General features: G+C 65.2%; 24 protein-coding genes. 9 read left to right on the forward strand and 15 right to left on the reverse strand.

Annotated features, from left to right (window positions below; all coding sequences use genetic code 11):
* Nucleotides 1-60 precede the first annotated feature (60 nt).
* Nucleotides 61-1,581 carry a D-alanyl-D-alanine carboxypeptidase/D-alanyl-D-alanine endopeptidase gene (gene dacB / locus JF515_RS07210; RefSeq protein WP_338015183.1) on the forward strand — a complete coding sequence of 507 codons (1,521 nt, stop codon included), beginning with the start codon at nt 61-63 and terminating at the stop codon, nt 1,579-1,581.
* A gap of 49 nt (nt 1,582-1,630) precedes the next feature.
* Here the strand turns inward: dacB and JF515_RS07215 are convergent, their stop codons facing one another.
* From JF515_RS07215 to JF515_RS07230, 4 genes are all read right to left on the reverse strand, one after another.
* On the reverse strand, nt 1,631-4,021 hold the full coding sequence (locus JF515_RS07215; RefSeq protein WP_203102565.1) for a TonB-dependent siderophore receptor: 2,391 nt from the start codon (nt 4,019-4,021) through the stop codon (nt 1,631-1,633).
* 228 nt (nt 4,022-4,249) lie between these two features.
* Nucleotides 4,250-6,226: an oleate hydratase gene (locus JF515_RS07220; protein ID WP_203102567.1), complete on the reverse strand. Its 1,977-nt coding sequence runs from the start codon at nt 6,224-6,226 to the stop codon at nt 4,250-4,252.
* Between the two features lie 94 nt (nt 6,227-6,320).
* On the reverse strand, nt 6,321-7,295 hold the full coding sequence (locus JF515_RS07225; protein ID WP_203102569.1) for a FecR domain-containing protein: 975 nt from the start codon (nt 7,293-7,295) through the stop codon (nt 6,321-6,323).
* Entirely contained in the window at nt 7,292-7,855 is a 564-nt protein-coding gene (locus JF515_RS07230; protein ID WP_203102571.1) for a sigma-70 family RNA polymerase sigma factor, read from the reverse strand. The genes JF515_RS07225 and JF515_RS07230 overlap by 4 nt, the downstream gene beginning before the upstream one ends.
* 87 nt (nt 7,856-7,942) lie before the next feature.
* On the opposite strand from JF515_RS07230, the gene JF515_RS07235 reads away from it, so the two are divergent.
* The 7 genes from JF515_RS07235 (at nt 7,943) to JF515_RS07265 (ending at nt 12,020) form a co-directional block, all read left to right on the forward strand.
* The gene (locus JF515_RS07235; protein ID WP_203102573.1) at nt 7,943-8,614 is read left to right on the forward strand and encodes a glutathione S-transferase; all 672 of its coding nucleotides are present in this window, start codon (nt 7,943-7,945) and stop codon (nt 8,612-8,614) included.
* A 35-nt stretch (nt 8,615-8,649) separates the two neighbouring features.
* Entirely contained in the window at nt 8,650-8,958 is a 309-nt protein-coding gene (locus JF515_RS07240) for a hypothetical protein (RefSeq protein ID WP_203102575.1), read from the forward strand.
* A 106-nt stretch (nt 8,959-9,064) separates the two neighbouring features.
* A complete protein-coding gene (locus JF515_RS07245) occupies nt 9,065-9,490 on the forward strand; it encodes a copper resistance protein NlpE (RefSeq protein ID WP_203102577.1) in 426 nt (141 codons plus the stop codon).
* Between the two features lie 183 nt (nt 9,491-9,673).
* Entirely contained in the window at nt 9,674-10,363 is a 690-nt protein-coding gene (locus JF515_RS07250; protein WP_203102579.1) for a MotA/TolQ/ExbB proton channel family protein, read from the forward strand.
* Nucleotides 10,364-10,366: 3 nt separating this feature from the next.
* The gene (locus JF515_RS07255; RefSeq protein WP_203102581.1) at nt 10,367-10,747 is read left to right on the forward strand and encodes an ExbD/TolR family protein; all 381 of its coding nucleotides are present in this window, start codon (nt 10,367-10,369) and stop codon (nt 10,745-10,747) included.
* Nucleotides 10,744-11,211 (forward strand): ExbD/TolR family protein, encoded by a 468-nt coding sequence (locus JF515_RS07260; RefSeq protein ID WP_203102583.1) that lies wholly within the window; start codon nt 10,744-10,746, stop codon nt 11,209-11,211. Before JF515_RS07255 ends, JF515_RS07260 begins: the two co-directional genes overlap by 4 nt.
* Nucleotides 11,208-12,020 carry a TonB family protein gene (locus JF515_RS07265; RefSeq protein WP_203102586.1) on the forward strand — a complete coding sequence of 271 codons (813 nt, stop codon included), beginning with the start codon at nt 11,208-11,210 and terminating at the stop codon, nt 12,018-12,020. The genes JF515_RS07260 and JF515_RS07265 overlap by 4 nt, the downstream gene beginning before the upstream one ends.
* A 216-nt stretch (nt 12,021-12,236) precedes the next feature.
* On the opposite strand, the gene JF515_RS07270 is transcribed toward JF515_RS07265, so the two are convergent.
* Together JF515_RS07270 and mpl are read right to left on the reverse strand one after the other, a co-directional pair.
* On the reverse strand, nt 12,237-12,851 hold the full coding sequence (locus tag JF515_RS07270) for a flavin prenyltransferase UbiX (RefSeq protein WP_203102587.1): 615 nt from the start codon (nt 12,849-12,851) through the stop codon (nt 12,237-12,239).
* A complete protein-coding gene (gene mpl, locus JF515_RS07275; protein ID WP_203102588.1) occupies nt 12,848-14,206 on the reverse strand; it encodes a UDP-N-acetylmuramate:L-alanyl-gamma-D-glutamyl-meso-diaminopimelate ligase in 1,359 nt (452 codons plus the stop codon). Before mpl ends, JF515_RS07270 begins: the two co-directional genes overlap by 4 nt.
* A 71-nt stretch (nt 14,207-14,277) precedes the next feature.
* Between mpl and JF515_RS07280 the strand changes: the two genes are divergently transcribed.
* Nucleotides 14,278-14,736 (forward strand): MaoC family dehydratase, encoded by a 459-nt coding sequence (locus JF515_RS07280; protein WP_203102589.1) that lies wholly within the window; start codon nt 14,278-14,280, stop codon nt 14,734-14,736.
* A gap of 75 nt (nt 14,737-14,811) precedes the next feature.
* On the opposite strand, the gene JF515_RS07285 is transcribed toward JF515_RS07280, so the two are convergent.
* The 9 genes from JF515_RS07285 to urtA form a co-directional block, all read right to left on the reverse strand.
* Nucleotides 14,812-15,144, reverse strand: coding sequence for an FmdB family zinc ribbon protein (locus tag JF515_RS07285; RefSeq protein WP_203102590.1), 333 nt, complete (start codon nt 15,142-15,144; stop codon nt 14,812-14,814).
* Nucleotides 15,145-15,158: 14 nt separating this feature from the next.
* On the reverse strand, nt 15,159-16,388 hold the full coding sequence (fmdA, locus tag JF515_RS07290; protein WP_203102591.1) for a formamidase: 1,230 nt from the start codon (nt 16,386-16,388) through the stop codon (nt 15,159-15,161).
* 251 nt (nt 16,389-16,639) lie between these two features.
* Nucleotides 16,640-17,677 (reverse strand): AAA family ATPase, encoded by a 1,038-nt coding sequence (locus tag JF515_RS07295; RefSeq protein ID WP_203102593.1) that lies wholly within the window; start codon nt 17,675-17,677, stop codon nt 16,640-16,642.
* A 16-nt stretch (nt 17,678-17,693) separates the two neighbouring features.
* Nucleotides 17,694-18,734 carry an aliphatic amidase gene (locus tag JF515_RS07300; RefSeq protein ID WP_203102595.1) on the reverse strand — a complete coding sequence of 347 codons (1,041 nt, stop codon included), beginning with the start codon at nt 18,732-18,734 and terminating at the stop codon, nt 17,694-17,696.
* A 39-nt stretch (nt 18,735-18,773) separates the two neighbouring features.
* On the reverse strand, nt 18,774-19,463 hold the full coding sequence (gene urtE, locus JF515_RS07305) for an urea ABC transporter ATP-binding subunit UrtE (protein ID WP_203102597.1): 690 nt from the start codon (nt 19,461-19,463) through the stop codon (nt 18,774-18,776).
* Between the two features lie 16 nt (nt 19,464-19,479).
* Entirely contained in the window at nt 19,480-20,223 is a 744-nt protein-coding gene (urtD, locus tag JF515_RS07310; protein ID WP_203102600.1) for an urea ABC transporter ATP-binding protein UrtD, read from the reverse strand.
* Nucleotides 20,220-21,380, reverse strand: coding sequence for an urea ABC transporter permease subunit UrtC (gene urtC / locus JF515_RS07315; RefSeq protein ID WP_203102606.1), 1,161 nt, complete (start codon nt 21,378-21,380; stop codon nt 20,220-20,222). Before urtC ends, urtD begins: the two co-directional genes overlap by 4 nt.
* Nucleotides 21,381-21,389: 9 nt before the next feature.
* Complete coding sequence (gene urtB / locus JF515_RS07320) at nt 21,390-22,316, reverse strand: urea ABC transporter permease subunit UrtB (RefSeq protein ID WP_203102610.1); 927 nt, start codon at nt 22,314-22,316, stop codon at nt 21,390-21,392.
* Nucleotides 22,317-22,381: 65 nt separating this feature from the next.
* Nucleotides 22,382-23,641 (reverse strand): urea ABC transporter substrate-binding protein, encoded by a 1,260-nt coding sequence (gene urtA / locus JF515_RS07325; protein WP_203102611.1) that lies wholly within the window; start codon nt 23,639-23,641, stop codon nt 22,382-22,384.
* Nucleotide 23,642 lies beyond the last annotated feature (1 nt).

The raw sequence follows: 23,642 nt of genomic DNA on the forward strand, positions 1-23,642 counted from the left end.
TTTGCTCTACGATTAGTGAGCGCTAACCCGAACGAGAGTGTGCTGTCCATGGGGCTTGCCGTGCGTTTTCCTATCGCCGTTTTTACATTCCTGATTACCTGCCTGCCGGTGCCGGCGGCCTTCGCCGCCGACGACGCCAAGGCCCTGCCCAACGCCGACTGGCCGCTGGCGATCCAGTCCCGGCTGCAGGAACTGAACCTGCCCGACGACGCCCTGGCCCTGGCGGCGGTGCCCCTGGACGGCCCCGGCCAGGCCCGTTTCGTCAACGCCGACCGGGTCATGAACCCGGGTTCCACCATGAAGCTGCTGACCACCTACGCGGCCCTGGAACTGCTCGGCCCCACCTTCAAATGGCACACCCGGGTGTACACCAACGGCGAGGTGAAGGGCGACGTGCTTGAAGGCGACCTGATCCTGGTCGGCGCCGGCGACCCCAAGCTTACCGAAGAGCGTCTGTGGAAGCTGATGCGCGATCTGCGCGCCTATGGCATCCGCGCGGTGCACGGTGATCTGGTGTTGGACGGTGGCTATTTCCGGCTGCCGGAAGACGGCCTGCCGCGTTTCGACGACGACGGCGGCGACCCCCACGCCCCCTACCTGGTGCGCCCGGATGCCCTGCTCACCAACCTGAACGTCTTCCATATCCAGATGATGGGCCGCCCGGACCGGGTCCAAGCCTGGGTGGAACCGGTCACCGACAAGGTGCTGCTCAACAACCAGCTGACCCGCTCCAACAGCCGCTATTGCCCGTCCGGCCACCACCTGAAGGCCGTCCCGGAGCGTCGCGAGGACGGCCTCTACGTGATCACCCTGACCGGCTCCCTGCCGGAAGGCTGCAAGGCCAGCCAGTACCTGTCGCTGATGGATCAGGGCGACTACACCGGCGCGTTGCTGCGCGGCCTGTGGCGGCAACTGGGTGGCGAGATCACCGGCGAGACCCGCTTCGGCCGGCTGCCCAAGGGGGCCTCCCTGCTGGCCACCAGTTCGTCGCCGGACCTGGTCACCATGGTGCGCGACATCAACAAGTGGAGCAGCAACATCATGGCCCGGCAGCTTTATCTGACCATCGGCGCCGAGCACCGGCTGGCGGAGGACAGCGACGACCTGGCCGCCGCCAACCGCACGGTGCGCGAGTGGATGGCGCTCAAGGGCATGGACCCGGACAAGGTGGTGCTGGACAACGGCGCCGGCCTGTCACGGCAGGCCCGCATCAGCCCGATGGAACAGATCAAGATGCTGCAGCAGGCCTGGCGCAGCCCGTTCGCCGCCGAGCTGATCGCCTCCCTGCCGCTGGTGGCCATGGACGGCACCATGCACAACCGGCTGCGCGATACCGGCCTGCGCGGCGAAGGCCACATCAAGACCGGCTCGCTGACCAATGTGCGCGCGGTGGCCGGCTTTACCCGCGACCGCGACAACACCACCTGGGCGGTATCGGCCATCATCAACACGCCGGCGGCCTGGAAAAGCCAGGCGGTACTCGATGACGTGCTGGAAGCGGTGGGCGGCCTGCCGCGCACCGACGCCGCCACGGTAAGCCGCGGCGACGACCGCCCGGGCCGAAGCGCCCCGGGCGGCTGATCCCGGGCGGCTTCCAGAAACCGGCCACCCGGGAAAATCGGGCGCGCCGCTACCAGCGGTAGCTGACGCTGCCCTGCAGGGTGCGCTCGACGCCGAAGTAACAGCGTGCGGCGTTGTTGCAGCCGGTGAAGTACTCCTTGTCGAACAGGTTGCTCACGTTGACTTCCGCCTTCCAGCCACCGGCGAAGGGGTAGGCCAGGGACAGGTCGGCCAGGGTCACGGCATCGGTTTCCAGGGTGCCGTACAGGTTGGTGTAGGCGTAGGTCTCGCCGATATAGCGCACACCACCCCCCAGGCGCAGCCCGGCCAGCGCGCCTTCCTGGAAGCGGTAATTGACCCAGGCGGAGGCCTGGTTGCGCGGCACGAACACCATCTGCCGGTCCTCCTCCATCGATCCGGGCGCGTTCTCGGTGATGCGCGCGTCGGTGTAGGTATAGGACGCGCTCAACCGCAGCCGCTCGCTCAGCTCGCTGGTCACCTCCAGTTCCGCCCCCTTGGAGCGGCTCTCGCCCACCTGACGGTAATCGCCGACGCTGCCGTCGTACACCACATCATCTTCCTTGCGCAGGTCGTACACCGACATCGCCACCTGGGTACGAGCGCCCGGCGGCGCCACCTTCATGCCGACCTCCACCTGTTCACCGGTGATCGGTTCGAGGGTCTCGATGCCGGAGGAAAGCTGTTGCACCGGCGCGAAACTGGTGGCGTAGCTCAGGTAGGGGGAAACACCGTTGTCGAACTGGTACATCAGACCGGTCTGCCAGGTGAAGGCCTCATCGTCGGTATCCAGGTCGGTGCTGGAGACCTTGTCCTCGTACTCACTGTCCACGGTGTCATAGCGACCGCCCACCAGCGCGATCCAGTTGCCGTAGTGCCCATGCCACTGACTATACAGACCGGTGATCGACTGGCGGGTGGTGGCGTCCTGCTGAGCCATCGGCGTGGCTGGCTCCGCACTCCATTGCGGGTCGAAAATGTTGATGGTGTCACCGAAGCCCACGTCCCACTCCTGGGCCCAGGAGGTGCGGTCGTAGCTCAGGCCAAACAGCAGATTGTGCTTGAAGTCGCCACGGTAGAAGGTTCCTTCCAACTGGTTGTCCACGGCCAGGGTGCGGGCTTCATTGTGGCGGTCGTAGGCGTAGGTGGGAACCAGGGTGCCATAGGCGCCATCGGTGAACGGCTGCCACCAGATCTCGTTACGCTGCACCCGGGATTCCAGGTAACGGGCATTCTGGCGGAAGTTCCAGCGGTCGCTGAACCAATGCTGGTATTCGTAGCCCAGGGTCCAGAATTCGCGATCGAAGCGGTCCCAGTCGGGATGGCCGATCAGGGTGTCGCTGTCCAGTTCCCCATTCGGGTTATCCAGCAGGGTGCCGGCGGCGGGCAGGCCCAGTTCGAGCTTGGTCTTGTCCTTCTGGTAGCTGCTCATCAGCGTGAGTCGGTCGTTATCGGACAGCAGCAGTGTCACCGAGGGGGCGATGTACACCCGGTCATCGGGCACATGGTTGGTCTGGGTGTCGGACTCACGGCCCAACATCACCAGCCGCCCCAGCACCGCGTCGTTGCCGGCCAGGGGGCCGGACACGTCCACCGCCAGCTGGCGCCGGTCGTGGCTGCCGTAGCTGGCGCGCACCTCGCCGCGCGGTTCGTGGGTGGGCCGCTTGCTGACCAGATTGACGATGCCGCCGGGGGCGTTTTCGCCGTAGAGAATGGAACTGGGGCCCCGGAACACCTCCACCCGCTCCAGGCCATAGGGCTCGGAAGTGGTGTCGTAGCGGTTGGCCTGCACGCGCAGTCCGTCCCGGTACAGCCCGTAGCCGTAGTCAGTGGCGTTGAAGCCGCGAATAAAGAAGAAATCGCCGGCCAGGCTATCGCCGGCGGCCATCGGCGGCGCGTAGATCCCGGGCATGTAACCGAGCACCTCGGTGAGGGTCTGGGCGCCCTGGTCGTCCATGCGCTCACGGGTGGTGACGCTCACCGAGCGGGGCGTTTCCGACAGCGGCACGCTGGTCTTGGTGGCCACCAGGGTACGTTCGGCCAGGTAGCCCGGGTCCGGGCCCACCGGTGGCGCGGCGCTCACCGACACCGGCTCCAGGGCGTTGCCGTCCTCGGCGTCTTCCAGGGTGGCGGTGCGGGCATCGGAGAAACGGGCCACCAGGCCTGTGCCGGCGAGCAGCTCGGCGAGGCCGGCGCGGGCGGTGTAGCGACCGTCCAGCCCCGCGCATTGCTTTCCGACGGTGAGTTCTCCGGCGCCGCCCAGGTAGATACCGGCCTGGTCGGCGAAGCGGTTCAGGCAGCGGCTCAGCGGGCCGGCGGGGATGCGGAAATCCACGGCGGCGTCCGCTTCAGCCCGGGCCGGGGTCGGCAGTGCCGTGAGGGTGGTGCCGCCGACCAGTAGCGGCAGGGTCAGGGCCAGGGGCCGCAGGGTTCGATTCAGCATCAGGTCGGTTCCTCCCAAGGTTTTTTGCTGTCGTCATGGGAGGAACCGGATCAGCCGGGCAAAAGGGGAACCGTTCGGGGGGATTTTTTTCACGCTTTGGAGAAGGCGGGGATGGGGGTGTTCTCCAGATAGGCCGCGTTCCGAGGTAGCGTCACCGGCGGCTCCGGTCGCTCCTGCCGTGCCCCTGGACCTTGCGCCGTGACGCCCGGTCCAGGGAGGGGCCGGCGGTCAGTCGCGGTCCTTGCGCAGGTTGTCGCGCAGGTGGGTGAACCAGGCGCGCAGGTCCTTGAGCGCCTCGCCGCCCCGGTCGGCCAGGGCGCTGAGCTCGGCGTCGAAGGGGTTGGCGGCGCCGGGGGCCGGCTCATCCTCCTCGGGCAGCGGTGGCAGCACCGGGGCGAAGTAGGTGCGGTCCAGCAGGCGGTGCAGCAGCCGCTCGCCGGGGAACGGCTCGCCGTTGTTGAGCGCCCGGGCGGCCTTGAGCAGGTTGCGGATATCGTACTGGGTGGGGCTGATGTCCGGCACCGCCTTGTTCAGGCCCAGCAGCCGGTACACGGCCACCCGGGCGGTGCGCACCGAGCTTTCCATGGTGAACACCACATCGTTGGGGGTTTCCACGAACTGCCCCAGCAGGCCCAGGTTGGTGCAGCCCTCCGGCACCACCCGGGGCCGGTCGCCGGCGGCGCGGGGCATGAACTCGGCGGTGATGTAGGGCATCAGGGCGGTGCGTACCTTGGTGTTGGCCAGCACCGTGTCCAGATCATCGAGCAGGTCCAGGTGATAGCACAGCTCGGTAAGAATCTCCCGGCCGGTGCACTCGGGCATGGGTTTCTTCACGTAATCCCCGTCCGGGGTCATGTGCAGGGCGTAGACCCACAGCACCAGCAGGTCGTCGGGCTGGTCCGGGAAGTGCGGCTGGCGGTTGCAGGTGAAGCTCATCAACCAGGCGGAGTCGGTGATGGTGACGATGCCGCCGGTGGCGGTGCGCCCGGAATAGGGATCGTTCACCGACAGTTCCTTGAGCTTGTCCACCAGCGGTGACGGCGCGCAGGTGAGCGTGGCGGATTCCCAACTGGAGCGATCGGTATCGCCGTAGAACTTGTCCGGGCGACCGAACACCGGCGATTTGGCCGCCAGATTGCGCCACAGGGTCCAGGCGCTGTCCTCGCCGGGCTCGGTACGACCGCGCCGGGGCGCCGGCACGGTGTCCATATCGCCGTAGGCGGTGCCCTCGGTCATGGAGCCGGTGAGCGCCATCACCAGATCCTCCGGCCCCACTTCCAGGCGGGTCTCACCGTCGGCGGTGCGGCACAGCAAGGCTCGCACCGTCTTGCTGCCGCCCTCGCCGGTCAGCTCCATATCGTGCACCCGGGTATCGAGCCGGAAATGCACGCCCTGCTCGCGCAGCAGCCCGGCCAGGGGGCGTACGAAACTGTCGTACTGGTTGTACTTGGGGAACACCAGGGCGGACATGTCATTGAGGCCGTCGATGGCGTCCAGGAAGCGGTGCATGTAGAGCTTCATCTCCAGCACGCTGTGCCAGTTCTGGAACGCGAACATGGTGCGCCAGAAGGTCCAGAAATTGGATTCCAGGAAACCGGGGCTGAAGAACTGCTCCACGGTGACGTCGTCGAGCTCTTCCTTGCGACGCAACAACAGGCGCACCAGTTCCCATTGCTGGGAGCGGCTCAGCTCGAAGGTGGAAAAGTCCTTGATCCGGCCCCGGTGGTGAAGCAGCCGGGCCTTGGAATAGTTGGGGTCGGCGTCGTTCACCAGCCGGTATTCGTCGAGCACGCTGTAGCCTTCAGGCAACTCCAGCGCCGGCACATCCTGGAACAGGTCCCAGAAATTGTCGTAATGGCCGTTCATCTCCCGGCCACCGCGCACCAGGTAACCGTCTTCCGGGTTGCCGGCGCCGTCCAGGGAGCCCCCTTCCACGCCCTGATCCTCAAGGATGGTGATATTGGCGGCGGGCATATGGCCGTCACGAATCAGGTAGAAAGCGGCGGCCAGGCCGGCCAGGCCACCGCCGACGATGTAGGCATGACGCCGCTCGATGCCCTCCGGGGGCAGCGGCCGATGGCGCGCGTAGGGGCCCACCATATCCGGCTCGGGCTGGGTGCCGCCGGGGCGGTGGCCCCAGTGGCCGGCGCTGGCGTCCGGTTCCGGGGTAAAGTCCGGGGCGGAGCGGGTCTCGTTGCGGCTCATGACGTCTTCCTCCTTCCATGCGATGACGGTATTGGCGATTCGGCCATGGTGCGCTTTTTTGTTTATCCGCTTTTTGACCTGACGCACGACTCCGTTAATCGGCCACCGGCTCCAGGGTCACCCACCAGGGCAGCCGGCGACGCACGCGCACCGGCAGGGCCGCTTCCAGCATGGCCAGGGCACGGTCGGTATCGTCCAGGGGATAGGTGCCCATTACCGGCAGGTGGGCCACCGCCGGGTCCACCGCCAGGTGGCCATGGCGGTAGCGGGCCAGCTCCGCCACCAGCTCCCCCAAGGGACGCTCCTCGGCGACCAGCAGGCCCCGGGTCCAGGCCTGCCGGGCCGGGTCCGCGGTATCCAGCGGCGCGATGCGTTCGCCGTCGAAACGGGTGCGATGCCCCGCCGGCACGGTGCGCTCGGCGCCACTGCCGGCGGTGTGTACGCGCACCGCGCCCTGATACACCGCCAGCTCGGTGGTGGCGCCTTCGCGGCGTACCTGAAAGCGGGTACCAAGCGGGCGTAACTCGCCGGCGCCGGTGCGCAGCCACAGCGGGCGCGGATCGGCGCCAGTGTCCACCAGCACCTCGCCGGCCACCAGGGTGAGCCGTCGCCGCTGGCGGTCGAAATCCACGTTCAGGGCGCTGTTGGTGTTGAGCCAGACCCGGGTGCCATCGTCCAGCACCAGTGCCCGGCGACCGCCCACCGGGGTGTGATAATCCGCGCGCCAGGCGCGGGCCAGTTCCGGCAGCGGCGAGTGCCGCCAGCCAGCCCAGCCGAGCACCCCGCCGGTGGCCAGCACCGCCAGCCCCTTAAGGGCCTGACGGCGGGACAAGCGCTCGCCACGCAGGCGCTCCAGGGCTCCGCCGGCCAGAGCCGGATCGCCGTCGGCGCGTAAGCGCCCGAAGCGACGCCCCACCGCTTCCACGTAGTCCCAGGCGCGCTGATGTCGCGGGCTGGCTTCCAGCCAGCGCCGCCAGGCTTCGCGCTGCGCCGGGGAAACACCCTCATCACCGAGGACGGCGAACCATTCCGCCGCCTGCTCCAGGCTGTGGTAGTCCGGAGCGCTCATCCGCTCGCGCCCTCCTCGAAGGAAACTTCCAGCAAGGCGCAATGGAGCATGGCCCGGGCCATGTATTTCTTCACCATGCGCTCGGACACCTCCAGCTCCACGGCGATCTCCCGATAGGTCCTGCCGTGCAGCTGGGCCATCAGGAAAGCCCGTGCCACCTTCTCCGGCAGGCGCCGCAGCAGCGCATCCACTTCGCACAGGGTCTCGAGCACGATGGCACGGTGCTCCGAGGACGGCGCCAGTGCTTGCGGCTGTTCCGCCAGCACCGCCAGCCAGGCCTGCTCCACCTCCCGGCGACGCCACAGATCCACGCACAGACCCCGAGCCACGGTGCTCAGGTAGGCACGGGCCCCCTCCGCGCTGTCGAAACGGCGCGGACGGCGCAGCAGACGCACAAAGGTATCGTGGGCCAGATCGGCGGCGGTCTCGGAGCAGCCCAGACGGCGCCGCAGCAATTGGTGCAGCCAGCCGTGATGGCGGTGATAGAGATCGGCGACGGACTCGGTGGGCACGCTCCCGGTCACGAACAGCTCCGCTTCTTGAATGGAAATTATTCTCATTCTCTACGGCCCCGGGCGGCGGGTCAATTCCCGGCTACGCCAACGGCAGTGCTATGCTCGTAGCCTGTCCTCACGTCAGGAGCGCCCATGATCATTGTTCATCACCTGGAACATTCCCGTTCGCAACGCATCCTCTGGCTGCTTGAGGAGCTCGAACTGCCCTACGAAATCGAACACTACCGCCGTGACCCGCGGACCAGCCTGGCGCCGGAGAGCCTGCGGCGCGTCCACCGCCTGGGCAAATCCCCGGTGATCAGCGACGGCGACACCGTGCTGGCGGAATCCGGCGCCATCATCGAATATCTGGTGGAGCGCTACGGCGACGGCCACTTCAAACCCGACACCGATAGCCAGGCCTGGCTGGACTATGTGTACTGGCTGCACTTCGCGGAGGGCTCGTTGATGCCGCTGCTGGTGATGAAGCTGGTGTTTGGCCGGGTCGCCACCGCGCCCATGCCGTTCTTCGCCAAACCCATCGCCCGCAAGATCAGCGGCCGGATGAACAGCGAGTTCCTGCAACCACGCCTTCAGGACCAGTTGGCCCTGGTGGAGGATCATCTGACACGGCACACCTGGTTCGCCGGCGACCAGCTCAGTGGCGCCGACGTGCAAATGAGCTTTCCCCTGCAGGCGGCGGCCAGCCGCGCCAACCTGGACGCCCTGCCCCATATCCGCGATTTCATTCAGCGGGTGGAGGCACGGCCCGCCTATCAGCGCGCCATCGAGCGCGGCGGTCCACTACAGCTACTGGGTGCCTGAACGCCGCCGGGAGGTTTCGCCGCCTCCCGACATCCATGCAATTTGTGACACAGCTCAAAAAACGATCCGATCCCTCTGACGCCGCTCCCTTCCCCCGTTATTCTGAGTGCCGGGTCGCCTTTCAGACCCATCAAATAATTACAAGCGCTAACAGTAAGTTACTGTTTCAAGGGCGGTTTCGCCCTAAGCTGCCGGAAGTGCGCACTGGATTTCCGCTTGAAAAAATCGGCATCCCGCCGATTCGGGGAACTATGATTTTACTCTATTTCTTGATCGCGCTGGCCGTGGGCTTTCTGATCTCGGAAGGGGTGCAACGCTACCTCGCCCGCCGTCGGGAGCAGTAACACCCCACGCGTTAAACTCTGTTAAAGCCGTGAAATCCATCACGGAGTGTTGTCTATACTGATGACCTGTTATCGAACACAGGTTTCATTGTCAGGGAGACACACCATGAAAAAGACCCTCCACGCCCTGGGCCTGGCCGCCACGCTGGGCCTGGCCGCCTGCCAAAGCCAGCCGCTCGACCCCAAAGCCTCCAGCACCGTCTACCAGGGTGTGCTGCCCTGCGCCGACTGCGCCGGCATCAAGACAACCCTTACCCTGTACCGCGACCAGGACGGCGAAGCATCGCGCTTCGAACTGCGTCAGCAATACCTGGATCGCGGCCAGGCCGGCTCCGGCCAGGTGGAGCGCGGCAACTGGGTCAGCCAGCGCATGCAGCTGGATGGCCAGAGCTACCCGCTCTACGTGCTTAACCCGGAGCAACCGGAAGAGCAGTTCCGTTTCGTGCAGAACCGCCGCAACGCCGTGGAAATGCTCAACGCCGAAGGCCAGCGTATTGATTCCGACCTCAACTACACTCTTATGCAGCAATAAACCACCTCCCCGGAAGCGGTCGTCGACCGCTTCCGGCCACCCGCCCCCGCCCCGGATCAGTGCAAATAGGAATGACTTGCATTTGAATGCGCAAGTGCTAGACTCCCGGGCACTCTGACGGCACCGTCCCTTTCCCGCTTCCTTTCCTGATGGCGGTGGCCGCTCGTCAACCGGAGTTCGGACATGACTTCTTTCCTGCACTTTCAGCTCCCGGAGTGGTTCATCGCCGGCGGTCCCGCCATGTGGTTGCTCGCACTCCTGTCGGTGGTGGCCCTGGCCACCCTGATCGCCAAGATCCTCCAGTTCGGTCGTATCCGGCCGGTCTCCAGCAAACAGGCCGACGCCCTGCTCGAACGTCTTGAGAACGGCCAGGCCCCCGGCGACATCCGCGCCGGTCAGGCGCCCATCGACCGGGTGATCGTCCAGGCCTGGCAGAACCGGAGCATGGACCCGGCCAGCTGGGAAGAAGACAGCCTGCGGCGCGGTCGCGAAGCCCTGGAAGACATGCGCGGTGGTCTGCGCACCCTGGAGGTGATCAGCGCGCTGTCACCGCTGATCGGCCTGCTGGGCACGGTGTTCGGCATGATCGGCGCCTTCCAGGCCCTGGAGGCCGCCGGTTCCCAGGTGGACCCGTCGATTCTGTCCGGCGGTATCTGGGAAGCGCTGCTGACCACCGCCGCCGGCCTGACCGTGGCGATCCCGGCCCTGGCCGCTTTCCACTGGGCGGACCGCACCATCGAGCTGTGCCGCGAGAAACTCCAGGACCGCCTGGCACGCCTCAAGGTTCAGATTCGCCGGCAAGGCGAGCGCGCCACGGCGCCGGCCACCGAGGCCGCCGCCGAAGCACCCCGCCGCCAGGCCGTGGCCGGCTGATCCATGCATCTGGAACCGGAACGCCACCGCTCACCGAGCATCAGCCTGACGCCATTGATCGACGTGGTGTTCATCCTGCTGGTGTTCTTCATGCTGGCCAGCCGCTTCGGCGACTGGAAGGACCTGCCGGTGAACGTGCTGCCCAGCGAGGAGAGCGCCGACCAGCAGGACCGCGACTGGCTGACCTTGACGGTGACCGAAAGCGGCCAGGTGGAAATCGGCGATACCACCTACGCGCTGGATGAACTGGCCGCGCAACTGGACCCCGGCAAGACCGTGCTGATCACCGGTGAGCCGGACGCGCCGCTGCAGGCCGCCCTGGCCACCCTGGACGCGGTGCGCGCCGCCGGCGTCAAGGACGTGCAGTTGGAGCTGATGCCATGAACCTGGAAGCGCCTGACAGCGGTCGCCGACCTCCCCTGGAGCCGGTACTGCCGCTGATCAACGTGGTGTTCCTGCTGTTGATCTTTTTCATGGTGGCCGGGCAACTGGCGCCGCGCCCGGAAGGGGACGCGGAAGCGCCGGGCAGCGAAAGCGCCGCCACCGACGAAAACCCGGACCAATTGATGCTGGTGCTGGATACCGACGGGCAATTGCTGCATGAAGGCCAGCCGGTGGACGCCGAGGCGGTGGCCGCTCTGGTGCAAACCCGCCGTGAAGAACGCCAACGGCAGGCCGACAACGCCCCCGCCGAGGCGGACGCCGAGCACCCCGCCGGCCAGGAGCCGGTGCGCCTGCTGGCCGATGCCGGCACGCCCCTGAAAAGCCTGCGCGCCAAGCTGGACGTGCTGCGTGACGCCGGCATCGAGGAAGTCCGTCTGGTAACCCGGAGTAAGAGCGCCCCGTGAGCCGTAAACCGCGCCTGATTCTCGCCTGGACCCTGGCCCTCCTCGCCCACGCCAGCCTGCTGCTGAGCATAGAGAGCCTGACCCTGGCCGGGGGCCGCCCGGCCCGCCCCGGCGTGCAGCAGGCGGTGACCCTGAACCTGGCCCAGAAGCCCACGGAAAGCGCCGTGAGCACCGCCCCGCAACCGGCGCCGGAGGCCAAACCCGAACCAAAGCCCGAACCAAAGCCCGAACCAAAACCGGAACCGAAACCCAAGCCCAAACCGAAGCCCAAACCCAAACCCGAGCCGAAGCCCAAACCCAAGCCGAAGCCCGAGCCCAAACCGGAACCCAAGCCCGAGCCCAAGCCGGACCCCAAACCGGAGCCAGAGCCCGAACCGACCCCGGAACCGGCGCCGCAACAGGGCGCGCCGGCGGACAAGGTGGACGAACAGACCCGCGTCGCCTCCGGCCAGCAGCAGCCGCAGGGGCAGAAAGGCATCGCCGGCGACCCCGGCAAGGGCGTGCACCGCAGCGGCGACCACGACAACCTGCTCAATCGCTACCTGCGCAAGGTGCGCGATACCATTGAGTACAACAAGGAATACCCGGCCCGGGCGCGCATGCGCCGCCAGCAGGGCGTGGTGGAAGTGAGCTTCATGCTGGACAGCAACGGTCGCGCCAGCGACGTGACCCTGAAGAGCAGCTCCGACAGCCGCATTCTCGATCAGCAATCCGTGGAACTGGTACGCCGCCTGCGCTTCCCGGAACCACCGGCGGAGCTGGCCGGCGAGCCGATCTCGGTGACCGTGCCGATTCACTATACGCTCTAGAGGGGGGCTCCGGGGCCGGTGGGGTTCTATCCTGGCCCGCGTCTCGGAGTGATCCCCCTTCCGGGAACGCCGTGAACCCGTCCATGGGGGCTCCCTGTCAAACATCCTGTTTGACAGGGTCCCGGAAGGGGGATCACTCCGAGACGCTCCGAGGTAACCGTCACGGTTGGCTCCGGAGTTCTGTTGGAGGGATTTGTTTGTAGGAGCGACTGGGCGCTATTCCTCGCCCCAGCGCTTCACCAGGGTCTGCGGCACGCCGAGCTGATCGAGGATGCGCGCCACCACGAAATCCACCAGATCGTCCACGCTCGCCGGCCGGTGATAGAAGCCTGGCGCGGCGGGGAGGATGGTCACCCCCAGCCGCGCCAGTTTGAGCATGTTCTCCAGATGGATCGCCGAGAACGGACTTTCGCGGGGTACCAGAATCAACTGACGGCGCTCCTTAAGCGCCACGTCGGCGGCCCGCTCGATCAGGTTGTCGCTGGCGCCGGCGGCGATCGCCGACAGCGTGCCGGTGGAGCACGGGCACACCACCATGGACGCCGGCGCGCCGGAGCCGGAGGCCACCGGCGCGGTCCATTGTTCCAGCCCGCACACCACCAGCCGCCCCTTGTCGGTGGCGGCGAAATCGCGCAGCGCCGCCTCCGCCTTGCCGGTGCCCGCTGGCAGGGCGAGATCCGTTTCCATGCCGATCACCACCCGCGCCGCCTTGGACAGGATCACGAACACTTCGCAATCCGCCGCCAGCAAACAGCGCAGCAAGCGCAGGCCGTAGGGCGCCCCGGAGGCGCCGGTGAAGGCCAGCGTCACCCGTTGCCGCGCCTTGCTCATGCCCGCCTCCCACGCAGCGCCGCCAGCAGCTTTTCGTGGACACCGCCGAAACCGCCGTTGCTCATCACCACCACGTTAAGCGGGCCCGGCTCGGCGGCCACCGTGGCCACCAGCTCATCCAGATCCCGGGATACCGAGGCCGGCACCGGTGACTCCGCCACCACCGGGTCCAGGGACCAGTCCAATCCCGGCGGCTGATACCAGATCACCCGGTCGGCGTCGGCGGTACTGGCCGCCAGGGCATCGCGGTGACGGCCCAGGCGCATGGTGTTGGAACGTGGCTCGATCACCGCCAGCACGCGCTCGTCGCCGACCTTGCGGCGCAGGCCCTCCAGGGTGGTGGCGATGGCGGTGGGATGGTGGGCGAAATCGTCATAAACGCGCACGCCGCCGATCTCGCCGCGCAGTTCCATGCGCCGCTTGACGCCCTGGAACTCGCACAGAGCGGCGGCGCCGTCCGCCAGGGTCACGCCCACATGGCGGGCGGCCAGCAGCGCCGCCATGGCGTTGTTGACGTTGTGGCGGCCGGTCAGGTCCCACTCCACCCGGGCCGCCTCGCGACCGTTCTCCAGCACCGTGAACACGCCGCCGTCGGCGCGATCCAACCGGTAACCGGGCTCCCCCCGCTCGGCGAAGCGCTCCACCTCGCTCCAGCAGCCCTTGTCCAGGGTCTCTTCCAGGGCCGCCTCGCCGGCGGGCAGGATAATGCGGCCCTGGGACGGGATGGTGCGGATCAGATGGTGGAACTGGGTCTGGATGGCGCCCAGATCGGCGAAGATATCCGCGTGATCGAACTCCAGATTGTTGAGGATGGCGGTACGCGGCCGGTAATGGACGAACTTGCTGCGCTTGTCGAAGAAGGCGGTGTCGTACTCGTCCGCCTCCACCACGAAGAATGGCGTGTCACCGAGACGAGCGGAAACGCCGAAGTTGCCCGGCACGCCGCCGATCAGATAGCCCGGCGCCAGGCCGGCGTATTCCAGAATCCAGGCCAGCATGGAGCTGGTGGTGGTCTTGCCATGGGTGCCGGCCACCGCCAGCACCCAGCGGCCCGGCAGCACCACCTCGGCGAGCATCTGCGCGCCGGAAGTGTAGGGCAGCCCCTGGTCGAGCAGGTACTCCACCGCCGGATTACCCCGGCTCAGGGCATTGCCCACCACCACCAAATCCGGCGCCGGGTCCAGCTGGGCCGGGTCGTAGCCCTCGATCAGATCAATACCGGCGGCGGCCAGTTGATCGCTCATCGGCGGGTAGACGTTCTGGTCGGAGCCGGTGACCCGGTGCCCCTTGGCCCGGGCCAGCAGCGCCAGCGACCCCATGAAGGTGCCGCAGATACCGAGAATATGGATGTGCATGAAAACCTCGAAAAACAGCTGCAGGCAGGATACAACATCGGCTGCAACTTTGAATCGTTCGAGGAGAGACCATGCTGACAATAACCAGCCCCGAGGAACTGAGTGCCTGGGAGGGCAAGGAACTGGGCGTCACCGAGTGGATGACGATCAGCCAGGAACGCATTGACCAGTTCGCCGAGGCCACCGGGGACTTCCAGTGGATTCATGTGGACGCGGACCGGGCGGCCAAGGAATCGCCGTTTGGCGGCACCATCGCCCACGGCTATCTGACGCTGTCGCTGATACCCATGTTCAAGGACCAGATCTACACCATCGAAGGGGCCAAGGCGGGTATCAACTACGGCCTGAACGGCTGCCGTTTTCTCGCCCCGGTACCCGCCGGCGCCCGTGTGCGCGGACGTTTCATCATGAAATCCGTGCAGCAGAAAGGCGAAGGCCGCTACCTGCTCTGCAACGAGATCACCATCGAACTGGAAGGCAGCGACAAGCCGGCCTGCGTAGCGGAAAGCCTGGGGATGGTCTTGTTCTGAACGCACCGTAGGAGCGGCTTCAGCCGCGATCAGCGCTGATCGCGGCTGAAGCCGCTCCTACGGTGCGTTTTTGCGTCAGTGGCTGATCATCCAGGGCCGGGCCGAGGGAAACATCTTCTTGCCGTCGGCGGTGTAGAAGACCTTGGGTTTGGCCTTGGCGTGGTGGCAGCAGCCCTGTTCCTTTTCCGTGTGGTGATTGCCCCGGCGCGGCTCGTGGGCGGCCCGTTCATTGCGCGCGAACGCCGCGCGCCGTTCCGGGGCCATGTCCAACACCTGGGGCGCCACCAGAATCACCCGGGCGCACAGCGTTCCGCAGCTGGGGCAGGCGCGGGCTTCCCCCGCGTCCGCCACCTCCACCAGCTGGTGGAACAGGCCATGCTCGGCGCACTTGTAATCGTACAGCGGCATGTGTTCGCCCTCCCCTACTTATCCTTGGCCAGCGGCACGTCGGTGCTGCCGGCGACGCTGTGCTGCGGCCCGTCCGGCCCCGGTTTGACGTCGAAGTCGAAGATGTCCGTGGGCAGCCACAGGGTGGCGCAGGCATTGGGCACGTCCACCACCCCGCTGATGTGGCCCTGTACCGGCGCGCAGCCGAGCAGCGAGTAGGCCTGGGCGCCGGTGTAGCCGAATTTCTTCAGGTATTCGATGGCATTGAGGCAGGCCTGCCGGTAGGCGATGTGCACGTCCAGGTAGTGCTGCTTGCCCTGCTCGTCCACGGAGATGCCCTCGAAGATCAGGTAGTCATCGTACTTGGGCGCCATGGGGCTGGGCTTGAAGATCGGGTTCTTGATGGCGTATTTCTCCATGCCGCCCTTGATCAGATTGACGCGCATGTGAATCCAGCCGGCCATTTCGATGGCGCCGCAGAAAGTGATTTCGCCGTCGCCCTGGCTGAAGTGCAGGTCGCCCACGGACAGGCCGGCGTCCTTCACATATACCGGGAAATAAACCTGGGAGCCCCGGGACAGATCCTTGATGTCGCAGTTGCCACCGTGTTCCCGGGGCGGCACGGTGCGCGCGCCCTCGGCGGCGGCGCTGTCGCGGTCGCTGCCCTTGAGCTTGCCCATGTGGGCGGTGTCGGCGAACGGCAGATTGACCAGCCCGGGCACGCGGTCCGGCTCGGTGTCATAGAGTTCCTTTTCGCGGTCGTTCCATTCCTTGAGCATTTCCTTGGACGGCAGGCAGCCGATCAGACCGGGGTGGATCAGGCCGGCGAATTCCACGCCGGGAATATGGCGGGACTTGGTGAACATGCCGTTGAAATCCCAGATCGTCTTTTGCGCTTCCGGGAAGTGTTCGGTAAGGAAGCCGCCGCCGTTCTGTTTCGAGAAGAAACCGTTGAAGCCCCACTGGCTTTCGTCGAAGGCACCGATATCGAGGATGTCGACCACCAGCAGGTCGCCGGGCTCGGCGCCTTCCACGCCCACCGGGCCGGTGAGGAAGTGCACCTGGGTCAGGTCCACGTCGCGCACGTCCTCGGCGTTGTCGTTGTTGCCAATCTGGCCGCCGGTCCAGTCGTGGCATTCGACGATGAAATCGTCACCGGGCTTGACCATGGCGGCCATGGGGATGTCCGGGTGCCAGCGGTTATGAACGCCTTCGTTGTCGTAGGGGGATTTATTCAGGTCGATCTTGATGATGGTGTCAGCCATGGTGCCTCCGGTTGGCGAGCCTGTTTTCGTTATTAGATTAGGCAGCATGGACGACGGGGGGCATTCGTGAAAGGGCCGATGGAGGTACGTCAGATGACGTATTGTTCGGGGATGGCTGCCGTGGGGTGGGTTCTCTCGTGGGCCGGTTTCTCCAGCGTGGGCTGGCTCGCTCCGTTTGGAGCATCGTGGGTGGCTCCGTAGTTGGTGTGGGGTTGGGTTAGTGGCGGGGTTATCGGTGGCGGGGTTTGGGGTTATTCCGGGGTGACGTGGAGACGGTCCTGGTGGAGGGAAGCGTGGAAACGGGTTTGGTCCGGGTGCTCGAGCAGGGCGCGGGCGAGGGGCGGTTCCAGGTGGGTGCGCAAACGGCGGGCCAGGTGGCGGGCGCCGTAGGCCGGGTCGTGGTGTTGTTGCAACCAGGCGCGGGCGCTGTTGTCCAGGGTCAGGGTGGCGTCGCGGCGGGCGAGGCGTTGCTGAAGCTGGGCCAGTTCGATGTCCAGGAGGGCGTCGAGGCGGTCGTCGCCGAGGGGCTGAAAGTGATGAATCCGGTCGATGCGATTGAGAAATTCCGGATCGAAGCGTTGCCGCAGAGCCTGCTCCACTTTTTGCCGGGCGCCGCGGTCGCCGGCGCCGAACCAGCGGCGCCAGCCTTGGCGGTGGCGGCGACGATGGGCGGCGGCGTCGGCGGCGCCGATGTTGCTGGTCATCAGGATAAGGCTGTTGCGAAAATCCAGGCGTCTGGTGCCCCCTGACAGCACCAGACGCCCCCGTTCCAGCACATTGAGCAGGGCTCGGATCACATCGGTATCCGCTTTTTCCAGCTCGTCGAAGAGCACGATGCCGGGCTTGCCGTAACTGCCCTGGATGGCATCGCTGTCAAACAGGGTGTGACCTTCCTTGCTGCCCACGTAGCCCGGCGGCGCGCCGGTAAGGGCGGCGGCGTAATGCTCCTGAGCCAGGGTGTTCATGTCGATACGGCAGAGGGCGTCGGGGTGGCCGTGGATGGCCTCGGCGAGCAGCCGGGCGGTTTCCGTTTTACCGACACCGGTGGGCCCGGCGAACAGATGCACGGCCAGGGGCCGCTGGGGGTCTCCCAGGTCCGCTTTGAGCACCCAGAGCATGTCCTCCAGGGCATCCAGCACCGGGTCCTGGCCCACCAGACGGGCGCGCAGCAGAGCCATCACGCCGTCCGGCTCGAACACGAAGCGCGCCGCCCGTTCCGGCCGGGCGGCGCGGCGCTCCCGGTTCAGTTGTTCCCGGTTCTCCGTCAGGCGGTCGTTGATGAACGGCATGGTCGCGGACACACCCTCAAGCGTTTTTTTCCTTGCCTTCCACCGGCAGCTCACCCACCGGGCAGTCGGCCACCCCCACCGTGGAACGGGTCATGGCTTCCACGTTTTCCCGGGCTTTTTGCGCGTCCATCACCCAGGTCCGATAGAACTCGAACGGACAGTCGGCGATGCCCTTGTCACCGTCACCGGAGGCATGCACGCCGGAGTAGCCCCGATGCAGCAGCTTGAACAGATGGTTCTGGGACTGGTCGTTGGCGCGGGCGTCACGGATCTCGCTGACCGAAAGCTGGGCGTATTGGATGCCCATTTCCTCCTCGCCGCATTCGCCCAGGGTACGACCGTCGAAGCCGATGATCGCCGAGTGGCCGAAGTAGGAATAGACACCGTCGAAACCGGTGGCGTTGGCCACCGCCACGTAGCAGTTGTTGGCCCAGGCCATGCTCTTGGCCATCATCACCTGCTGATCCTTGGCCGGATACATATAGCCCTGGCAGCGTACGATCAGCTCGGCGCCTTTCATGGCGCAGTCCCGCCAGATTTCCGGGTAGTTGCCGTCGTCACAGATGATCAGGCTGATCTTCAAGCCCTTGGGCCCCTCGGTGACGTAGGTGGTGTCGCCGGGGTACCAGCCTTCGATGGGACACCAGGGAATGCACTTGCGGTATTTCTGCACCACTTCGCCGTGATTATTGATCAGCACCAGGGTGTTATAAGGCGCTTTCTTCGGATGTTCCTCGTGGCGTTCGCCGGTGAGCGAGAACACGCCCCAGGTGTTGGCTTCCCGGCAGGCGGCGGAGAAGATGGCGGTTTCGTCGCCGGGCACGGTGGCGGCGGTGTCCATCATCTCATCCGGGTCGTACATGATGCCCATGGTGCTGTATTCCGGAAAGATCACCAGATCCATGCCGGGCAGCCCCTGCTTCATGCCCTTGATCATATCGGCGATGGCGCGGGCATTATCGAGTACCTCGGCGCGGCTGTGCAAGCGTGGCATTTTATAGTTGACCACGGCCACGCCGACCGTGTCCTTGCTGCTGGAAATATCACCGTGTCGCATGGGTTCGCTCCTCGTCGGGTGAAGTGCGTTGTAAAAGAGTCAGACCGACAGATAGCCGGCGATTTTTTCCTGGTCGGCGCCCTCGCCCGCTTCCTCATGGACGATATCGCCTTTCTCGATCACCAGGATGCGGTCGGCGATGTCCATGACGAAGCTGAGCACCTGCTCGGACACCACGATGGACAGGCCCCGCTCGTCGCGAATGCGCTTCAGGGTGCGTGCCATCTCCTGGATGATGGAGGGCTGAATGCCCTCGGTGGGCTCGTCGAGCAGCAGCACCCGGGGGCGCGTCGCCAGGGCCCGGGCGATGGCCAGTTGCTGCTGCTGGCCACCGGACAGGTTGCCGCCGCGCCGGTGCTGCATTTCCTCCAGCACCGGGAACAGCTCGTAGAGATCCTGGGGGACCTTTTTTTCGCCCACCGCGGCGAGGCCGGTTTCGATATTTTCGCGCACCGTCAGAGTGGGAAAAATCATTCGCCCCTGGGGCACGAAACCGAGCCCGGCGCGCACCCGCTGAAAGCTTTTCATGGGCGTCAGGTTGGCGTCGCCGAGCTGTACGCTGCCGCCTCGGGTCGGGGTCATGCCGATCAGCGATTTCATCAACGTGGTCTTGCCCATGCCGTTGCGGCCCACCACGGCGACGATCTCGTTTTCCGCCACCGACAGATCCAGGTCGCGGATGATGGTGCTCTGGCCATAGGCCACGGAGTGATGATTGACGGTAAGCATGTGCTCCTCCGGGGCATCAATGGCCCAGATAGACTTCGATGACTTTCGGGTCGTTCTTGACGTGCTCAATGGAGCCTTCCGAGAGCACCTTGCCCTGGTGCATCACCGTGACCCGGTCGGCGATGTCGCCGACGAACTGCATGTCGTGTTCGATCACCAACACGGTGTGGTCACGGGTAATCACCCGTAACAACTCGGCGGTCTGCCTGCGCTCGGCCACGGACATACCGGCCACCGGCTCGTCAAGCATCAGAAGATCCGGTTTCTGGATCAGCAGCATGCCGATCTCCAGCCACTGCTTCTGACCATGGCTGAGCAGGCCCGCCGGCTGGTCCAGCAGGTCCTTGAGAAAGATGGTGCCGGCCACCTCCTCCACCGCCTCCATCACCGCCGTATCCCGTTTGAACGCCAGCGAGCCCATCACCGTGTGACCCTCGGGGTAGGACACTTCCAGGTTCTCGAACACGGTGAGGTCCTCGAACACGGAAGGGTTCTGAAACTTGCGCCCCACCCCCGCGTGGACGATCTGGTGTTCCTTCATTTTGGTGAGTTCCTTGCCCCGGAAGCGGATCGAGCCGGAAGTGGCGCGGGTTTTTCCGCAGATCAGATCGAGCACCGTGGTCTTGCCAGCCCCATTGGGGCCGATGATCACGCGGATTTCCTTGGGGTCGAGATAGAACGACAGATCATCCACCGCCTTGAAGCCGTCGAACGACACCGTCAACCCTTCCACCGCGAGCAGGAATTGGTCTTTGTTCATGATGATTTCTCCGCGCCGAGGGAACCGGAAAGCGCCGCGTCGTCATTGCCCGCGTCGCCGCTCTTGCCGCGTTTGAATAAACGGTCCTCCAGCGGCATCACATAGCGCTGGTAGAGGCCGGCCAGACCATTGGGGAAGGCCAGCACCACGCCAATGAAGAGCGCTCCCATGGCGTAGGGCCACAGTTCCGGGAAGGATTCCGAGAAGCCGCTTTTGGCGGCGTTCACCAGCAACGCGCCATAGACTCCGCCAAGCAGTGAATAGCGTCCGCCCAGGGCGCAGAACACCACCATCTCAATGGACGGCACGATGCCCACGAACGACGGCGACATGAAACCCACCTGCAGGGTGAACAGCGCCCCACCGATGCCGGCGAAGGCGGCCGCCAGGCAGAAGATGAAGACCTTGAAGGAAGCCACGTCGTAGCCGGAGAAACGCACCCGGTTTTCCTGATCGCGCATGGCGACCAGAATCCGGCCGAACTTGCTGTTCTGTACATAGCGCGCCACGAACAGGCACAGGAACAACATCGCCACGCACACGAAGTACAGGGTGGTCTTGGCTTCATCGGTGCGGATATTCCAGCCCAGCAGAGTCTGCAGGTCGGTGATGCCGTTGACGCCACCGGTGTAACCCTGCTGGCCGATGATCAGGATGGTGAGAATGGAGGCGATCGCCTGGGTGATAATGGCGAAGTACACCCCGCCCACGCGCCGCTTGAACATCGCCACGCCAATGATGAAGGCGAGGATCATGGGTACCGCGATCACCGCCAGCAGGGTGAACGAGAAGCTGTGGAACGGTTCCCAGAACCAGGGCAGTTCGGTGACCTGGTTCCAATCCATGAAGTCGGGAATGCCCGGCGTGGACTGTTGCGCGGTGGCTTCCGGCGTGGACGCCTCCAGCTTCAGAAACATGGCCATGCAGTAGCCACCCAGGCCGAAAAACACGCCCTGACCGAGGCTGAGAATGCCGGCCTTGCCCCAGCACATCACCAGCCCCACGGCAACGAATGCATAGGTGAGGTATTTACCGACCATGTTGAGCCGGAACGAATCCAGCAGCGCCGGCAACACCAATACCAGCAGTACCGCCAGCGCCAGATAGTAAAGACCTTCCCGGGACACCAGCCATTTAACGGGAGAAGAGTTTTTCATGGCGGACTCCTAGCGACGGACCTTGAGGGCCATCAGGCCTTCGGGGCGCAACATCAGAATGATCACCACCGTCAGCAGGGTCAGTACCTTGGCCATGGAACCGCTCAGGAAGAATTCCATGGTGGACTGCGACTGGGAGATGGTGAACGCGGATACGATGGTGCCGATCAGGCTCTGGGCGCCGCCAAACACCACCACCAGGAAGGTGTCGACGATATAGGCCTGGCCCGACGACGGGCCGGTGGAACCGATCATGGTGAAGGCACTGCCGGCCACGCCAGCGATACCACAGCCCAACGCGAAGGTGGCGCGGTCGACGCCGGCGGTGTTAATGCCCACCGCCTCGGCCATGGGGCGGTTCTGCACCACGGCGCGCACCTTACGGCCCCAGCCGGAACGAAACATCAGCAGGTACACCGCCAGGGCAATGCTCAAGGCGATGATCATCACGAACAGGCCGTTAATGGGAATCTGCACCAGATCGGTGACCTGGAACGCCCCCATCATCCATTGCGGCAGCTCCACGCCCACTTCCCGGGCGCCGAAAATCGAACGGTAGGCCTGCTGCATGATCAGGCTCAGGCCCCAGGTGGCGAGCAGTGTATCCAGGGGGCGCCGGTAAAGATGGCGCACCATGGCCCACTCCACGAACGCCCCCAGGGCCGCCGAGAAGAGAAAGGCCAACAGCATGGCGACGAAGAAATATCCGGCGAACAATCCGGGCAGATAATTCTCGAACAGGTTGGCGGTCAGATAGGTGGTATAGGCCCCGAGAATCATGAATTCCCCGTGGGCCATGTTGATCACGCCCATCTGGCCAAAGATGATCGCCAGGCCCATGGCCATCAGGACGAACACCGAGAACAGGGACAAGCCGGCGAACCCCTGCATGGCGAAGATGGACATCAGTTCCGTGGTGGAATAATCAGCGAACATGGCAAGGTTCCCCTGCGGTCAGGAAAAAGCCCGACGCCCAAACCGGGGGCGCCGGGTACGGACGGTTATTTGTAGCCTTCGGGGAAGGGGTCCGGTTCCATCAGTTCCTTGGTTTCATAGACCACTTCGTACTGACCGTTGGTTTGCGCGCGGCCGATGCGGGTCTTCGACCAGAGGTGGTGGTTTTCGTGGATGCGCACATAGCCTTCCGGGGCTTTCTTGAACTCGATGCCCGGGGACGCTTCGCGGATCTTGTCGATGTCGAAGGAGCCGGCCTTCTCCACCGCCATCTTCCACAGCCACGGGCCAAGGTAGGCGGCCTGGGTCACGTCACCGATCACCATGTCGTCGCCATAGGCTTCCTTGAAGGCGGCCACGAATTCCTCGTTGTTGGGGTTTTCCAGGCTCTGGAAGTACTTCATGGAAGCGTAGATGCCTTCCACGTTCTCACCGCCGATGCCGCGAATTTCATCCTCGGTCACGGAAATGGTGAGCAGCAGCGGGCTTTCCTTGGTGAAGTCCACGCCGGCGGCTTTCATCTGTTTGTAGAAGGCCACGTTGGAGCCGCCCACCACGGACGCGAAGATCACATCCGGCTTGCGCAGTTTGATTTTGTTGATCACCGAGTTGAACTGGGTATGGCCGAGCGGGTAGTACTCCTCGCCCACCACCTTGAGCCCTTTCTTCTCGATGTGCTTGCGGGCGATCTTGTTGGAGGTACGCGGCCAGATGTAATCGGAGCCGAGCAGGTAGAAGGTCTTGGCGCCCTTCTCCTTCACCGCCCAGTCGATGCCGGCGAGGATCTGCTGGGTGGCTTCCTGGCCGGTGTAGATCACGTTCGGAGACTGTTCCAGGCCCTCATAGAAGGTCGGGTAATAAAGCATGCCGTTGAACTGCTCCATCACCGGCAGTACCGCCTTCCTTGAGGCGGAGGTCCAGCAACCGAAGATGGCGGCCACGTTATCCTGGCGCAGCAGCTTGCGGGTTTTCTCGGCGAAGGTGGGCCAGTCACTGGCACCGTCCTCCTGAACGAACTCAATCTGGCGACCGAGCACGCCGCCGCTTTCATTGATCTGTTTGATGGCCAGCTTTTCCGCCTGCACCGAACCGATCTCACTGATCGCCATGGTGCCGGTGATGGAGTGCAGGATGCCCACCTGGACGGTGTCATCGGTGACCGCCAGGCCGGTGGTATTGACCTCGGCGGTGGGCGGGCCGGCGGAAAAGACCGGAGAGGCCAGTGCCATCAGCGCCGGCAGAGCGGCCAGGCCCGCCAGCAGGCGGCGGCGCGGACGCGACGTCGTACGGTAGGTCTGAGATTTCATG

This window comes from Alloalcanivorax marinus (assembly GCF_016785095.1).
Lineage (GTDB): Bacteria > Pseudomonadota > Gammaproteobacteria > Pseudomonadales > Alcanivoracaceae > Alloalcanivorax > Alloalcanivorax marinus_A.

Excerpts from the sequence above, each read along its gene's own strand:
- JF515_RS07215 (WP_203102565.1), bottom strand. The coding sequence starts at position 4,021 with ATGCTGAATCGAACCCTGCGGCCCCTGGCCCTGACCCTGCCGCTACTG.
- JF515_RS07220 (WP_203102567.1), bottom strand. The coding sequence starts at position 6,226 with ATGAGCCGCAACGAGACCCGCTCCGCCCCGGACTTTACCCCGGAACCG.
- JF515_RS07225 (WP_203102569.1), bottom strand. The coding sequence starts at position 7,295 with ATGAGCGCTCCGGACTACCACAGCCTGGAGCAGGCGGCGGAATGGTTC.
- JF515_RS07230 (WP_203102571.1), bottom strand. The coding sequence starts at position 7,855 with ATGAGAATAATTTCCATTCAAGAAGCGGAGCTGTTCGTGACCGGGAGC.
- JF515_RS07235 (WP_203102573.1), top strand. The coding sequence starts at position 7,943 with ATGATCATTGTTCATCACCTGGAACATTCCCGTTCGCAACGCATCCTC.
- JF515_RS07240 (WP_203102575.1), top strand. The coding sequence starts at position 8,650 with ATGCAATTTGTGACACAGCTCAAAAAACGATCCGATCCCTCTGACGCC.
- JF515_RS07245 (WP_203102577.1), top strand. The coding sequence starts at position 9,065 with ATGAAAAAGACCCTCCACGCCCTGGGCCTGGCCGCCACGCTGGGCCTG.
- JF515_RS07250 (WP_203102579.1), top strand. The coding sequence starts at position 9,674 with ATGACTTCTTTCCTGCACTTTCAGCTCCCGGAGTGGTTCATCGCCGGC.
- JF515_RS07255 (WP_203102581.1), top strand. The coding sequence starts at position 10,367 with ATGCATCTGGAACCGGAACGCCACCGCTCACCGAGCATCAGCCTGACG.
- JF515_RS07260 (WP_203102583.1), top strand. The coding sequence starts at position 10,744 with ATGAACCTGGAAGCGCCTGACAGCGGTCGCCGACCTCCCCTGGAGCCG.
- JF515_RS07270 (WP_203102587.1), bottom strand. The coding sequence starts at position 12,851 with ATGAGCAAGGCGCGGCAACGGGTGACGCTGGCCTTCACCGGCGCCTCC.
- mpl (WP_203102588.1), bottom strand. The coding sequence starts at position 14,206 with ATGCACATCCATATTCTCGGTATCTGCGGCACCTTCATGGGGTCGCTG.
- JF515_RS07280 (WP_203102589.1), top strand. The coding sequence starts at position 14,278 with ATGCTGACAATAACCAGCCCCGAGGAACTGAGTGCCTGGGAGGGCAAG.
- JF515_RS07285 (WP_203102590.1), bottom strand. The coding sequence starts at position 15,144 with ATGCCGCTGTACGATTACAAGTGCGCCGAGCATGGCCTGTTCCACCAG.
- fmdA (WP_203102591.1), bottom strand. The coding sequence starts at position 16,388 with ATGGCTGACACCATCATCAAGATCGACCTGAATAAATCCCCCTACGAC.
- JF515_RS07295 (WP_203102593.1), bottom strand. The coding sequence starts at position 17,677 with ATGCCGTTCATCAACGACCGCCTGACGGAGAACCGGGAACAACTGAAC.
- JF515_RS07300 (WP_203102595.1), bottom strand. The coding sequence starts at position 18,734 with ATGCGACACGGTGATATTTCCAGCAGCAAGGACACGGTCGGCGTGGCC.
- urtE (WP_203102597.1), bottom strand. The coding sequence starts at position 19,463 with ATGCTTACCGTCAATCATCACTCCGTGGCCTATGGCCAGAGCACCATC.
- urtD (WP_203102600.1), bottom strand. The coding sequence starts at position 20,223 with ATGAACAAAGACCAATTCCTGCTCGCGGTGGAAGGGTTGACGGTGTCG.
- urtC (WP_203102606.1), bottom strand. The coding sequence starts at position 21,380 with ATGAAAAACTCTTCTCCCGTTAAATGGCTGGTGTCCCGGGAAGGTCTT.
- urtB (WP_203102610.1), bottom strand. The coding sequence starts at position 22,316 with ATGTTCGCTGATTATTCCACCACGGAACTGATGTCCATCTTCGCCATG.
- urtA (WP_203102611.1), bottom strand. The coding sequence starts at position 23,641 with ATGAAATCTCAGACCTACCGTACGACGTCGCGTCCGCGCCGCCGCCTG.